The 13396-nt window shown below is 56.5% G+C and carries 14 protein-coding genes; all 14 read left to right on the top strand.

Features of this window, described 5'->3' with window-relative positions; genetic code table 11:
- Window positions 1-134 precede the first annotated feature (134 nt).
- The 14 genes from metG to R6U90_RS10215 all read left to right on the top strand — a co-directional run bounded on the left by metG (window position 135) and on the right by R6U90_RS10215 (window position 13395).
- Window positions 135-2165, top strand: coding sequence for a methionine--tRNA ligase (metG, locus tag R6U90_RS10280; protein ID WP_410352600.1), 2031 nt, complete (start codon window positions 135-137; stop codon window positions 2163-2165).
- Window positions 2166-2353: 188 nt separating this feature from the next.
- The gene (gene rsxA / locus R6U90_RS10275) at window positions 2354-2932 is read left to right on the top strand and encodes an electron transport complex subunit RsxA (protein WP_410352599.1); all 579 of its coding nucleotides are present in this window, start codon (window positions 2354-2356) and stop codon (window positions 2930-2932) included.
- Window positions 2933-2939: 7 nt separating this feature from the next.
- Window positions 2940-3509, top strand: a complete 570-nt coding sequence (gene rsxB, locus R6U90_RS10270) for an electron transport complex subunit RsxB (protein WP_410352598.1) — start codon at window positions 2940-2942, stop codon at window positions 3507-3509.
- Window positions 3452-5101: an electron transport complex subunit RsxC gene (gene rsxC, locus R6U90_RS10265; protein WP_410352597.1), complete on the top strand. Its 1650-nt coding sequence runs from the start codon at window positions 3452-3454 to the stop codon at window positions 5099-5101. Before rsxB ends, rsxC begins: the two co-directional genes overlap by 58 nt.
- Window positions 5098-6129, top strand: coding sequence for an electron transport complex subunit RsxD (rsxD, locus tag R6U90_RS10260; RefSeq protein WP_410352596.1), 1032 nt, complete (start codon window positions 5098-5100; stop codon window positions 6127-6129). Before rsxC ends, rsxD begins: the two co-directional genes overlap by 4 nt.
- Entirely contained in the window at window positions 6126-6779 is a 654-nt protein-coding gene (gene rsxG, locus R6U90_RS10255) for an electron transport complex subunit RsxG (protein ID WP_410352595.1), read from the top strand. Before rsxD ends, rsxG begins: the two co-directional genes overlap by 4 nt.
- The gene (locus R6U90_RS10250; RefSeq protein WP_410352594.1) at window positions 6776-7468 is read left to right on the top strand and encodes an electron transport complex subunit E; all 693 of its coding nucleotides are present in this window, start codon (window positions 6776-6778) and stop codon (window positions 7466-7468) included. The genes rsxG and R6U90_RS10250 overlap by 4 nt, the downstream gene beginning before the upstream one ends.
- A gap of 236 nt (window positions 7469-7704) precedes the next feature.
- Window positions 7705-8340 carry an endonuclease III gene (nth, locus tag R6U90_RS10245; RefSeq protein ID WP_410352593.1) on the top strand — a complete coding sequence of 212 codons (636 nt, stop codon included), beginning with the start codon at window positions 7705-7707 and terminating at the stop codon, window positions 8338-8340.
- A gap of 245 nt (window positions 8341-8585) precedes the next feature.
- Window positions 8586-8963, top strand: coding sequence for a hypothetical protein (locus R6U90_RS10240; RefSeq protein ID WP_410352592.1), 378 nt, complete (start codon window positions 8586-8588; stop codon window positions 8961-8963).
- Window positions 8964-8981: 18 nt separating this feature from the next.
- Complete coding sequence (locus R6U90_RS10235) at window positions 8982-9839, top strand: DUF692 domain-containing protein (RefSeq protein ID WP_410352591.1); 858 nt, start codon at window positions 8982-8984, stop codon at window positions 9837-9839.
- A complete protein-coding gene (locus R6U90_RS10230) occupies window positions 9823-10617 on the top strand; it encodes a DUF2063 domain-containing protein (protein WP_410352590.1) in 795 nt (264 codons plus the stop codon). Before R6U90_RS10235 ends, R6U90_RS10230 begins: the two co-directional genes overlap by 17 nt.
- A gap of 288 nt (window positions 10618-10905) precedes the next feature.
- Window positions 10906-11913 (top strand): CBS domain-containing protein, encoded by a 1008-nt coding sequence (locus R6U90_RS10225; protein WP_410352589.1) that lies wholly within the window; start codon window positions 10906-10908, stop codon window positions 11911-11913.
- Entirely contained in the window at window positions 11910-12908 is a 999-nt protein-coding gene (gene aroF, locus R6U90_RS10220; protein ID WP_410352588.1) for a 3-deoxy-7-phosphoheptulonate synthase, read from the top strand. The genes R6U90_RS10225 and aroF overlap by 4 nt, the downstream gene beginning before the upstream one ends.
- Entirely contained in the window at window positions 12901-13395 is a 495-nt protein-coding gene (locus R6U90_RS10215; protein WP_410352587.1) for a KdsC family phosphatase, read from the top strand. Before aroF ends, R6U90_RS10215 begins: the two co-directional genes overlap by 8 nt.
- Window position 13396 lies beyond the last annotated feature (1 nt).

The raw sequence follows: 13396 nt of genomic DNA, 5'->3' as shown, positions 1-13396 counted from the left end.
ATTCCAGACGGAGTGCGAATTTCGCCTCAAATCCTTCTAAACCGCAAGGAAAATGATTTGCAACTGGCCGCAAACGCCCATTCCTGCTAGGGTATGCGGCTTTTGCAAGCCTACGATTTCGGCGATCAGAGACCATGCCCACACCGCGTCATATCCTTGTCACCAGCGCCCTGCCCTACGCCAACGGCTCGATTCATCTCGGCCATCTGGTGGAATATATCCAGACCGATATCTGGGTTCGCTTTCAGAAAATGCAAGGTCATCAGTGTACCTATGTCTGCGCCGACGACGCCCATGGCACCCCGATCATGTTACGCGCCCAGAGCGAGGGCATCGATCCCGAGTCACTGATCGCCCGCACGCATGATGAACACACCGCCGATTTCGCCGCCTTCGACATCGGTTTCGATAATTATCACTCGACCCATTCGGATGAAAACCGCGAACTGGCGTCCCTGATATACAAACGATTACGTGATGCCGGCCATATCCACACCCGGGTGATCAAACAGGCCTTCGACCCCGAAAAGCAGATGTTCCTGCCGGACCGTTTCATCAAGGGCGAATGCCCTCGCTGTGGCGCGGCGGATCAGTACGGCGACAGCTGTGAAGCATGCGGCGCTACCTACACCCCGACCGAACTGAAAAATCCGGTCTCCGCCCTGTCCGGCGCCACGCCCGTCGAAAAAGAATCTGAACACTACTTTTTCGCGCTGGGCGATTTCGAAGCAATGCTGCGTGACTGGACTCTGGGCGATCACGTTCAGCCGGTGATCGCCAACAAGCTGCACGAGTGGTTCGACGCCGGACTGCAGGACTGGGACATCTCCCGCGATGCGCCTTACTTCGGTTTTGAGATCCCCGGCGCCCCGGGCAAATACTTCTATGTCTGGCTGGATGCGCCCATCGGTTACATGGCCAGTTTCAAACAACTGTGCGACAAACGGGATGATCTTGATTTCGATTATTACTGGAAAGCAGAGAGCGATTGCGAGGTATATCATTTTATTGGCAAAGATATCGCCTATTTCCACACGCTGTTCTGGCCCGCCATGTTACAGGGTGCCGGCTTTCGCACCCCCAGCGCGGTTTACTGTCACGGCTTTTTGACCGTCAACGGCCAGAAGATGTCCAAGTCGCGCGGCACCTTTATTCAGGCGCGAACCTATTTAAAACACCTCAATCCCGAATATCTGCGCTATTACTTCGCCGCCAAGCTCGGCAGCGGGATTGAGGACATCGATCTCAGCCTGGAAGACTTCCAGCAGCGAGTGAACTCGGACCTGGTCGGCAAGGTGGTCAACATCGCCAGTCGTTGCGCCGGCTTCATTCACAAGCGCTTCGCAGGCCGGCTCGCCGAGACCTGTAGCGAGCCCGAACTGTATCAACAGTTTGTCGAGTCGCGGGAATCCATCGCGCAGTTGTACGAGAACCGCGAATTCGGTCATGCCATGCGCGAGATCATGGCTTTGGCAGATCAGGCCAATCAGTATATCGACGCAGAAAAACCGTGGGTGATTGCCAAACAGGAAGGTAATGACGAGGCCCTGCAGAACATCTGCAGTGTCGGTCTCAACCTGTTCCGGGTACTGGTCACCTACCTCAAACCGGTACTGCCCGGGCTGGCCACCGGGGCCGAGGCATTTTTGAATATCGAGACCCTGCACTGGGAAGACGTGGCCATCCCCCTGACCGGCCAGCGCATCAACAAATTCAAACCGCTGATGACCCGGATTGAGAAGGAGCACATCGACGCCATGATCGACGAATCGAAACAGGATCTGCAGCAAACCGCGCCCGCCGCGTCAAAACCGGCCAGCAACATCGAGCCGCTCGCCGAGCAGATTGAATTCGACGACTTTGCCAAAATCGATTTGCGTATCGCCCGTATTGTCAAAGCCGAGCACGTGGAAGGCGCCGACAAGCTGCTACAACTGACCCTGGACATCGGCGACGGCACCCGCAACGTCTTCGCCGGCATCAAATCCGCCTATACCCCCGAGGATCTGGAAGGCAAGCTGACCGTGATGGTCTCCAACCTCAAACCGCGTAAAATGCGCTTCGGCGTCTCCGAAGGCATGGTCCTGGCCGCCGGGCCCGGTGGTCAGGATTTGTGGATCCTCGAGCCGCACGCAGGGGCACAGCCGGGGATGCGCGTGAAATAACAGGGCCGAGGGACGAGTTACGAGGGACGAGGAATCCATCTGTTCCTCATCAAAGCATTGACATAACTTATAGGGACTTTGATCGACCTCAAACCGGGTGGAAGCACGCTATGCTTAAATTTATCGGCCTGACGGAGTACGCTGTAACCTCGTCCCTCGTCCCTCGGCCCTCGTCACTGTGATTTGATATGGAATACGCCCTCATACTTGTCAGCACGGTTCTGGTGAACAACTTCGTCCTGGTGAAGTTTCTCGGGTTGTGTCCGTTCATGGGGGTCTCGCGCAAGCTGGAGACCGCCACGGGTATGGCGCTGGCCACCACCTTTGTGCTGACGCTCTCGTCTATCTCCAGCTATCTGGTCAATGAATATCTGCTCACGCCTTTCGGGCTGGAATACCTGCGGACGATCTCCTTTATCCTGGTGATCGCAGTGGTGGTGCAGTTCACCGAGATGCTGGTGCACAAGACCAGTCCGCTGCTCTATCAGGTGCTGGGGATCTTCTTGCCGCTGATCACGACCAACTGTGCCGTGCTGGGCGTGGCCCTGCTCAATGTACAGACCGAGCACGGGTTCATCGAATCGGCTCTGTACGGTTTTGGCGCCGCGCTCGGTTTCTCGCTGGTATTGATCCTGTTCGCCGCCATGCGTGAACGACTGGCCGTGGCCGATGTACCGGCGATTTTTCGTGGCCCTTCTATTGCACTGATTACTGCCGGACTGATGTCGATGGCCTTTATGGGTTTTTCCGGGCTGGTCAGGGGATAGGGCACTCATGTTTGAAGCTATTCTCGTTCTCGCAGTCCTGGCAGTGCTCTTCGGCCTGTTACTGGGCTTTGCCTCGGTGCGCTTCAAGGTGGAAGGCGATCCGGTGGTGGATCAGATCGATGCCATTTTACCGCAGACCCAGTGCGGCCAGTGTACCTATGCCGGTTGCCGGCCCTACGCAGAAGCGATTGCCAAGGGCGAAGCCGATATTAATCAGTGCCCGCCCGGCGGCGAGGCAGTGATTCAGCAACTGGCCGATTTGCTGGGCGTCGATCCCAAACCATTAAATGAGGAACATGGCGAACACGGTGGGAAAACCGTCGTCTATATCGATGAGAATGAATGTATCGGCTGTACTCTGTGTATTCAGGCCTGCCCGGTGGATGCCATCGTCGGTGCCGCCAAGCAGATGCACACAGTGATCGAATCCGAGTGCACAGGGTGTGATCTCTGCATCGAACCCTGCCCGGTGGATTGCATTCATATCAAACCGGTGGAGGAGACTCCGCAGACCTGGAAATGGCCAGCCCCCGCGCTACCGCTGGAAAAATCGCCACACGAGGCCAGCGCAATATGAAACGTCGGCTATGGCACTTTCATGGCGGCCTGCGCTTGCCGGGGCACAAGGCCGAATCCATGCAGGAGCCGGTGCATACCGCCAGCATTCCGCCCCAATTAATTGTTCCCTTGCAGCAACACATTGGTGAGCCGGCCGAACCGGAAGTCGAAGTCGGTCAGCGGGTCCTGAAAGGACAGCGTCTGGCCTACGCCACCGAATACGTAAGCGTTCCGGTGCATGCGCCAACCTCCGGTACGATCCGGGCCATCGAGGATCATCCGATCCCTCATCCCTCGGGCTTGCTGGCACCGTGTATCGTGATCGACAGCGATGGCGAGGATGAGTGGGTCGAACTAACACCCCCACCCGATTATGCCGGGCTGGAACCCAGCGCCCTGCGTAATGTCATTCGCGAGGCCGGTATTGTTGGTATGGGGGGCGCCGGCTTTCCTGCCTTTATTAAACTCAATGCCGGCCCCGGCAATATCATCGATACGCTGATCCTCAATGGCGCCGAATGTGAACCCTATATCACCTGCGACGCCCTTCTGATGCAGGAACAACCGAGACGCATTATCGATGGTCTGTTAATCATGCGCCATGCGGTACAGGCCAGGCACTGCGTCATCGCTCTGGAGAAAAACCAGCCCCGGGCCTATGAGAGCCTGCGCGAAGCACTCAGTGACGAGGAAAAAACATTTATCGAACTGGTGCAGGTCCCGACCATTTATCCCACCGGAGGGGAAAAACAGCTGATCAAGGTGCTCACCGGCAAGGAGGTACCCAGCCACGGCCTGCCGCTGGATATCCATATGGTCTGTCACAATGTTGGCACCGCAGCCGCTGTGGCGGATGCCATCCATCATGGCAAACCGCTGATCTCCCGTTATGTCACCGTCACCGGTGAGGCGATCGGCCAGCCCTCCAATCTGGATGTTCTGGTCGGCACGCCTTTCTCTGCCCTGCTCGAACAGTGTGGCTGGCGCGACGATCGGGATCATGAGCTGATCATGGGCGGGCCGTTAATGGGCTTCAACGTGGCCACCCCCGATGTTCCGGTTATCAAAACGACCAACTGTATTCTTTCCTGGCCGCGCGCCGCAGAACAACATATCCCCATGCCCTGTATCCGTTGCGGGGAATGCGCGCGCGTCTGCCCGGCACAATTGCTGCCGCAACAGCTTTACTGGTATGCGCGAGCGAAAAATTTCGATCGGGTCCAGGATTTCAATCTGTTCGACTGTATCGAGTGTGGCTGTTGCGCCTATGTTTGTCCCAGCCACATTCCGCTGGTCCAGTACTACCGCTTTGCCAAGACGGAAATCTGGGCCCAGGAACGGGAAAAACGCAAGGCGGATCTGGCCCGCGAACGGCACGAGTTTCGTCTGGAACGTCTGGAAAGCAAAAAGCGCGAAGACGAGGAGCGTAAACAGCGTAAAAAGGAAATGCTCAAAAAAAACCAGGGTGACAAAAACGACAGCGACGATAACAAAAAAGCGACCATTGAAGCAGCCAAGGCCCGATCCAGGGCACGCCGTGCGGAGCCTGCGGCAGCGGACGATTCCGCGGCCGAGGCAAGCGCCAGCAACAGTGACAAGGAAGAATCATGAACCTGTCGTTACATAGCTCACCCCACCTGCAAAGCGGTAACCGGGTCAACCGGATGATGCTGGCGGTGATCTACGCATTGATTCCCGGCGCACTGGCTTATATGCACTTTTTCGGTCCGGGCGTCATCATCAATATCACGCTGGCGGTCGGCACGGCGCTGGCCGCCGAGGCGCTGATGCTGCATCTGCGCAAACGGCCCATCCGACCCTTTTTGATGGATGGCAGCGCAGTAGTGACCGGAATCCTGCTGGGTGTGGCCCTGCCCTCGCTGGCGCCCTGGTGGTTGCCCGTTCTGGGGGCCGGCTTTGCCCTGATCATCGCCAAACATTTATATGGCGGGCTGGGTTATAACCCCTTCAACCCGGCCATGGTCGGCTATGCCATGTTACTGATTGCTTTCCCGCGTGAGATGACCCTGTGGCTGACGCCCGAAGTGCATGACATCACGTTGATCGACGCGTTGCACTACACTTTTCTGGAACAGCTGCCCGCCGGACAAACCCTCGATGGACTGACCGCCGCCACTCCCCTGGATGCCATCAAAACCGCGTTGTCACAGAACCTGACCCTGACCGAAATTCATAATGGCAGTACAGAACTATTCGGCATGTTCTCCGGCCACGGCTGGGAGTGGATCAATCTACTGTTCATGCTGGGTGGGCTGGTGTTGATTTACATGCGCGTCATCAGCTGGCATATCCCCGTAGCCATGCTGGCGACCCTGTTTCTGGTCTCCGGGTTGTTCCACCTGAACGATCCCGACGCCTTTACCTCGCCGCTGTTTCACCTGTTCAGTGGCGCAACCATGCTCGGGGCCTTTTTCATCGCCACCGATCCCGTCTCGGCGGCGACCACTAACCGGGGACGAATCATCTATGGCATCGGGATCGGTCTGTTGCTGTATATTATCCGCACCTGGGGCGGTTATCCCGATGCGGTCGCCTTTGCCGTGCTGCTGATGAACATGGCAGTTCCCACGATTGATTACTACACCCGGCCACCCGTCTTTGGCGAGGAACAGCCGTGACGCGGCCACTGGTTAAACACATGGCTATCAGCGCCATCCTGCTGGGTAGCTTTGCCGTGATTGGTGCCGGACTGGTCGCCTGGATTCATCAGCAGACCGCACCGACCATTACCGCCAACGAACAGGCCGCCCTGTTGCGCAATCTGCACAGTCTGGTTCCCCCGGAGAAGCATGACAATAAACTCACCCGGGATACCATCCAGGTACGCGATGAAGCGTTGCTGGGTACTCCCAAACCGGTTACCGTCTATCGGGCCCGCAAGGAGGAGGAACCGGTTACGGCCATTTTGAATGTCATAGCCCCGGACGGGTATGGCGGCCCCATTAACCTGCTGGTAGCCATTCGTTATAATGGAGAACTGGCCGGGGTGCGTGTCATCAACCATCGCGAGACGCCGGGACTGGGTGATGCAATCGAGGCAGACCGCTCTGACTGGATCCACAGCTTCGAAGGTAAATCCCTGGATAATCCCGACCCCGCCGGCTGGAAGGTCGAAAAAGACAGTGGCGAGTTCGACCAGTTCACCGGCGCGACAGTCACTCCGCGCGCTGTGGTCAAAGCGGTGCATAACGCGCTTAAATATTACCAGCAACATCGCGAACAACTGTTTCGCCCCACCGACAACCCGACGACGGACGAGTCAACATGACCAATAATTCCTACGGCACTCTGATTCGCGACGGCCTGTGGACCAACAACGTGGCGTTTGTCCAGTTACTGGGCCTGTGTCCGTTGCTCGCGGTCACCAATACCACGATCAACGGCCTGGGGCTGGGCCTGGCCACCATTTTGACGCTCGTCGTGTCGAATACCACTGTCTCGCTGATCCGCCGCTGGGTACGCCCCGAGATCCGAGTGCCGGTGTTCGTTCTGATCATCGCCTCGGTGGTCACTGTCATCGAACTGAGCATGAACGCCTGGTTCCATGAACTCTACAAGATCCTGGGCATATTCATCCCGTTGATCGTCACCAACTGCTCGATCCTGGCGCGTGCCGAAAGTTTCGCCTCCAGGAACCCGGTCCCCCAGGCCTTCACCGACGGGCTGTTCATGGGACTGGGCTTCACCGCCGTGCTGGTTACCCTCGGCGCGATGCGTGAAATACTGGGTTTCGGTACCCTGCTGCGTCAGGCCGAACTGATGTTCGGTCAGGGCGCCGAATGGATGACCCTGGTTCTGTTCGAGGAATACCGCGGCTACCTGCTGGCCATCCTGCCCCCCGGCGCCTTCATCGGCCTGGGACTGCTAATCGCCGTCAAAAACCTGATCGATCAACGCCGCGCAGAACGTAGCAAGGCCCCCATAGGCACCGAACAACCCGTCGGCGCGGCTACCTGAGATAAAAAACCCAACGCAGAGGCGCAGAGGGCGCAGAGGGCGCAGAGGGCGCAAAGATTGAAAAATTTTGGATAGTAAATCGCTTCGAGCAGGAAAGCATAATCCGCGTGAATATACATGCCTATTACTGAGTGTATGAAGTATATGCGACAACAACCATAAATAATCTTCCTCTGCGTAACTCTGCGCCTTTGCGCCTCTGCGTTAATCTTTTATCTAAATCAAGAAGAACAACAATGAACCCCGAAAAACGACGTGAGATTTTCAAGCGGCTGAAAAAAGAAAATCCGCATCCCACCACCGAACTGAACTATCGCACGCCCTTTGAGCTACTTATCGCAGTGATTCTCTCGGCACAGGCCACCGACAAAGGCGTTAACAAGGCGACCAAAGAACTGTTCAAGGTGGCCCGCAGCCCGAAAAAGATCCTGGCGCTTGAGGAATCCGGCCTGAAAAACCACATCAAGACCATCGGCCTGTTCAACAGCAAGGCCAGAAACATCATCAAGACCTGCCAGATCCTGGTCGAGCAGCACGGCGGCAAGGTCCCCGAGGACCGGACGGCACTGGAAGCGTTACCCGGGGTCGGGCGCAAAACCGCCAACGTGATTCTCAATACCGCCTTCGGCCACCCTACCATTGCCGTGGACACGCACATCTTCCGGGTCTCCAATCGCACCGGCCTGGCCCCCGGCAAGACCGTGCTGGAGGTGGAGAAAAAACTGCTCAGGCTGGTACCAGAAGAATACACACAAGACGCCCATCACTGGCTCATTTTGCATGGCCGCTACACCTGCGTGGCGCGCAAGCCGCGCTGCGGGGCCTGCGTCATCGAAGATCTGTGCGAGTACAAACACAAAACTTCCGAATGATTCACTTCTCTGGCGAGGGTAAAATAAACGTTCTGGGCGTTATTTCCTGCTGCCGATGAGCAAGCCCCGGCAAGATAATATTAGCAATTACTTATATAGGGTGCCCGGGCCAGGAACCATCGGGCTCCGACAGGGTCACATTTCGGAAATGGCGTGGTTTTTTTATATCATTTCTGTTGTAAGGTTTAGCGCGATACCACGACTAAATAACTAACCAACAACGACACACATGGAGAATGCAGATTATGGCTAACAGTAAATCATCGAAAACTCTGACACTTGCCCTGGGCACCGCCTTTGCTGCCAGCATGGCGGCCAGCAACGTCGCCACGGCGGCCGAAGCCGGCAACAACCCCTTTGCCATGAGCGAGCTGTCCAGCGGCTACATGCAGCTGGCCGACAGCCATATGGAAGGTAAATGCGGCGGCAATAAAAAGTCCGACAATGAAGGTCGTTGTGGCGAAGGCCGCGATAGCAAGAAAAATGACATGGAAGGCAAGTGCGGCGAAGGTAAATGCGGCGGCGACAAGGAAATGAAGAAGAACATGGAAGGTAAATGCGGCGGCGACAAGGCCAAGCAGGAAGGCAAGTGCGGCGAAGGTAAATGCGGCAGCAGCAAGTAAGCGGCCCAAGGAACTGACATGAACTCGACAACCTATCCTGTTCATGGCGCCGGACTGGGTCTGCGGCGGTCCATCATGGACCCGCTCGCGGACCCGTTTCCTTCGCAGGTCGACTTCATGGAAATCGCCCCGGAGAACTGGATCGGCGTCGGCGGCAGTTACGGCCGCAAGTTACGCGAATTTACCGAACGCTATCCCTTTGTGACGCACGGTCTGTCCCTGTCACTGGGCAGCCCCGCACCGCTGGACGAAGCTTTTTTGCAGCGTCTCAAGCGATTTCTCAAGCAACACAATATTCGTATTTACACCGAACACCTGAGCTACTGTAGCGACGACGGACACCTTTACGATCTGATGCCGATTCCGTTTACCGAGGAAGCCGTGCATTATGTCGCCGGACGTATCCGCCGTGTACAGGATATTCTGGAGCAGCCCATTGCGGTGGAGAATGTCTCCTACTACGCGGCACCGGGCAGACAGATGGAAGAAATCGACTTCATCAATGCCGTGCTCGAAGAAGCTGACTGCCGGCTCCTGCTGGATGTGAATAATATTTACGTCAACAGCGTCAATCATCGCTATGACGCCGAACAATTCCTGCGTGCGCTCCCTGCCGGGCGTATCAGCTATATCCATGTTGCCGGACACTACAATGAAGCCGAGGATCTGATCGTCGACACGCACGGCGCCCCGGTCATCGACCCGGTCTGGGATTTGTTGAAAAAGACCTATCAGCATTTCGGGGTGATCCCAACCATGCTGGAGCGGGACTTCAACCTGCCGCCGATCGAGGAGTTGCTGGACGAAGTCGATACCATCAGCGCCCTGCAACAACAGGCGCAACCGCAACAGGCATGGCATGAACAAGCGAACTGAGAAAATGGATTTTCAGGAGCAGCAATATCGCTTTGCCGCGCACATCCGCGATCCGCAGGCCAGCCCGGCCCCGGTGGATGTCGAGGATCGGCGCATGGCCATTTACCGGGAGCTGTTTTACAACAATGTTGAAGGCTTCATGGCCGACAGCTTCCCTGTCCTGCGCCAGCTTCTGACTGATGAAAAATGGCATCGGCTGATTCGTGACTATTTTGCCCGCCACAGGGCCACCACCCCGTTGTTTCCGGAAATGCCCCGGGAGTTTCTTCACTACCTGGAACATGAACGGACCGCCGAGGCCGACGACCTGCCGTTCTTGTTCGAACTGGCCCATTACGAGTGGGTCGAGCTGGCATTGAGCCTGTCTGAGCAAGAACCGGACTGGTCCAGAATCGAGATCGAAGGCGATCTGCTCAAGGATCGGCCCGTGCTCTCCCCCCTGGCCTGGCCGCTCAGCTATGACTATCCCGTCCAGCTCATTGGCCCCGATTTTCGTCCCGAACAGCCCGGCGAACAGCCGACCTGGTTGCTGGTCTATCGCAATGAGCAGGATGAGATCACCTTTATGGAGCTAAACCCGGTCACCGCCCGGCTCTTGCAGCTGATAAACAATAGCGAGCTTAGCAGTGGCGAAGCGATGCTGGCGCAGATTGCCGCGGAACTCAATCACCCCGAGCCTGACGTTGTCATCGAGGGCGGACGGCAAATTCTGAACGATCTGCACCAGCGCGGTGTCATACCCGGTACGCGGTTGGCCGGCACTACGCCGGACATCTGAGCGTGATTTTCCCGGCTCCTCCCGGGGTGTGCAGCCGGCCGCTATTTGGGCCGGCTTTTCTTACTGGCGGACCCCGGTCACGCTTTGGATACTATAACTTACTGACATTAGTGGTATAATATGCCGGTGTCATCGCGGTCGGCGCGGCTGTACCTGTCAGGCCGGCTGTAATACACTGCATCGGCCCCCGAAAAGCGGGACAGGGCCGTTATCCGGCAACAGACTCCGTTTCGGACATCGCATCCACCACCACGTCGCCTGCAGGCTGACAGTTGAACGACGTTTACTATGAAAATTTCCGCCTCGATCTATTCCAACAAGCGCAAGGAACTGAAGGACATTGTCGCCGAGCTGGATGCGCACGGCACGGATTTCTTTCATATCGACTGCAACGACGATCCGGGCGTGTTCGACGATATCGCAGAGATCCGCAAGCTCAGCACTACCCCCATCGATCTGCACATCATCACGTCGGATCCGACTCGTTATTACGACCTGATCGCAGCCCAACCGGTGGATGCGGTCTGTTTTCAGTATGAGCCCTTACAGCAAGAGCTGAACATTCCGGCCAACATCAACGCCCGGGTAGGGCTGGCGATCAGCTCGAATACCGACATCGATGTCTTTGCGCCCTATGCGCAACAGCTCGATTTTATCCTGATCATGGCCACCACACCCGGTCAGAGTGGGGGGACTTTCGACAAACACAATTTCCGCAAGATTCGCCAGTTTCGCCAGCGTTTCCCGAAAACCCGGATTCACGTCGATGGCGGCGTCAATCACGAAGTCTCTTTTATTCTGCGCAACATGGGTGTCTACGCAGCTGTTTCCGGTTCCTACCTGATGAACAGCGACTCTATTGGCGCGGCCATGCTGAACCTGAAAACTCACGATGTCGGCTCGCACTACCTGGTAGGCGATTTCATGCGCCAGCTGGATGAGACCCCCATCCTCCGTCCGCATGAACTGAGCGTGCGTAACATTCTGCAGTCCATTGAGGACCACAAACTGGGTTTCACCCTGCTGGTCGATAAACAGGGCGCGCTCCAGGGCATGATCACCAACGCGGACGTACGCAAAGGCATGCTCAAACACGTCGATAATCTCAATGCGCTGGAAGTCGCCGACATGATCAACCCGTCACCGGCGGTGGCACGCGATGATTTTACCGTGCAGGAACTTATCAGCTACATCCAGGAACAGAGTTTTCCTGTCAATTATTTACCCGTTGTCAACAGCAAGCATGAGGTTACCGGTTCGGTCACCTTCTTTAATCTCGTCAAAGGTGAAGTATGATTATCCATTTCGACAAAGATACCGACCAGAAAACCCTCGACAAGATCGGCTGGGAGCTGGACGCGTTTCATATCAAAAAACCCGACTATCATGTGATGGTCACTCCCTCGGCCCTGCAGGAAGTGCCGAAAGAATATCAAGGTATGGTCGTGGAAAGCTTTGCCTTCCCCAACGATATGCAGTTATCCAGCGCGCAATACCTGCCGGAAAAACGCCGTATCGATATTGGCGACATCAGCATTGGCGGCAACAGCCGCAACACCATGATCATCGGCGGTCCCTGCTCGGTGGAATCGGAAGAGCAAATCACCTCTTCGGCCAAACTGATGAAGGAACTGGGCATCTCTACCCTGCGCGCCGGCTGCTACAAGCCGCGCACCTCGCCCTACAGTTTCCAGGGCCTGGGTGATGAAGGACTGCGCCTGCTGGACAAGATGCGTAGTGAATACGGTCTGAACATCATTACCGAAGTCCGTGACTCCACTCATGTCGACGAAGTGATCGAAACCACCGATATTGTTCAAATCGGCGCCAAGGCCATGTATGACCAGGGCATCCTGCGCACCTGTGGCCGCAGCAACAAGCCGATCCTGATCAAGCGCGGCTTTGGCTCCACGCTGCAGGAATTCGTTCAGGCCGCCGAGTTTGTCCTTTCCGGCGGCAACGACAACGTCATTCTCTGTGAACGCGGTATTCGGACCTTTGAAACCAAGACCCGTTTCACCCTGGATCTGTGCGGCGTTGCCTATCTGAAGGAATACACTAATCTTCCGGTCATCGTCGATCCCAGTCACGCCATGGGTTATCGCTACGGGGTACCGGATCTCGCCCGCGCCGCGACGGCCATGGGGGTCGACGGGCTACTGATCGAGGTGCACCCGGATCCGTCCGTCGCCAAATCCGATGCCTCGCAACAGCTGGATCACGACGCCTTCCGGCAACTGATCGGTACCCTGCGTCCCATTGCCGACGCCGTCGGCTATCATATTGTCTGAGCCTGTGACGATTCGCTCGGATATCAGGTTGCTGGCTCTGGACATTGACGGGGTCATGACAGACGGTGGCATGTACTACACCGAGGGGGGTGAAGAGGTCAAACGCTTCGACACCAAAGACGGGCGCGGCATTATTCACCTGCAGCGCGAGGGTGTGCCGGTGGCGGTATTGAGCTCCGGCTTCAAAAGCACGATCATCGCCGGGCGCTGCAAAACACTGGGAATTGAAAAGTTTTATGTCGGTACTGAACCGAAACTGGAGATTCTGCAGCAGTTCTGCGCCGAGCTGGAAATCGACCTCGGCCAGGTGGCCTATATCGGCGACGATATCAACGATCGTGACATTATCCATGCTGTCGGCTTCAGCGCCTGCCCCGCCGATGCGGTCGGTTCAATCAAACAGATCGTCGATGTGGTGCTGGAAAAAAATGGCGGCTATGGCTGCATTCGTGAATTTATCGACGAGCACCTGGGCTATCATTTTTAAA

Origin of the sequence: Thiohalophilus sp., from assembly GCF_046483665.1 — a bacterium.
Classification (GTDB): domain Bacteria; phylum Pseudomonadota; class Gammaproteobacteria; order UBA6429; family Thiohalophilaceae; genus Thiohalophilus.
Note: the sequence above shows the minus strand (reverse complement) of the source record. Positions and strands in the feature narration are given on the sequence as shown.

What these genes read in the sequence shown, in the direction of transcription:
- rsxB (WP_410352598.1), top strand. Translation starts at nt 2,940, where the DNA reads ATGTTTGAAGCTATTCTCGTTCTCGCAGTCCTGGCAGTGCTCTTCGGC.
- rsxC (WP_410352597.1), top strand. Translation starts at nt 3,452, where the DNA reads ATGGCCAGCCCCCGCGCTACCGCTGGAAAAATCGCCACACGAGGCCAG.
- metG (WP_410352600.1), top strand. Translation starts at nt 135, where the DNA reads ATGCCCACACCGCGTCATATCCTTGTCACCAGCGCCCTGCCCTACGCC.
- nth (WP_410352593.1), top strand. Translation starts at nt 7,705, where the DNA reads ATGAACCCCGAAAAACGACGTGAGATTTTCAAGCGGCTGAAAAAAGAA.
- rsxA (WP_410352599.1), top strand. Translation starts at nt 2,354, where the DNA reads ATGGAATACGCCCTCATACTTGTCAGCACGGTTCTGGTGAACAACTTC.
- R6U90_RS10250 (WP_410352594.1), top strand. Translation starts at nt 6,776, where the DNA reads ATGACCAATAATTCCTACGGCACTCTGATTCGCGACGGCCTGTGGACC.
- R6U90_RS10230 (WP_410352590.1), top strand. Translation starts at nt 9,823, where the DNA reads ATGAACAAGCGAACTGAGAAAATGGATTTTCAGGAGCAGCAATATCGC.
- R6U90_RS10240 (WP_410352592.1), top strand. Translation starts at nt 8,586, where the DNA reads ATGGCTAACAGTAAATCATCGAAAACTCTGACACTTGCCCTGGGCACC.
- R6U90_RS10225 (WP_410352589.1), top strand. Translation starts at nt 10,906, where the DNA reads ATGAAAATTTCCGCCTCGATCTATTCCAACAAGCGCAAGGAACTGAAG.
- R6U90_RS10235 (WP_410352591.1), top strand. Translation starts at nt 8,982, where the DNA reads ATGAACTCGACAACCTATCCTGTTCATGGCGCCGGACTGGGTCTGCGG.
- rsxD (WP_410352596.1), top strand. Translation starts at nt 5,098, where the DNA reads ATGAACCTGTCGTTACATAGCTCACCCCACCTGCAAAGCGGTAACCGG.
- aroF (WP_410352588.1), top strand. Translation starts at nt 11,910, where the DNA reads ATGATTATCCATTTCGACAAAGATACCGACCAGAAAACCCTCGACAAG.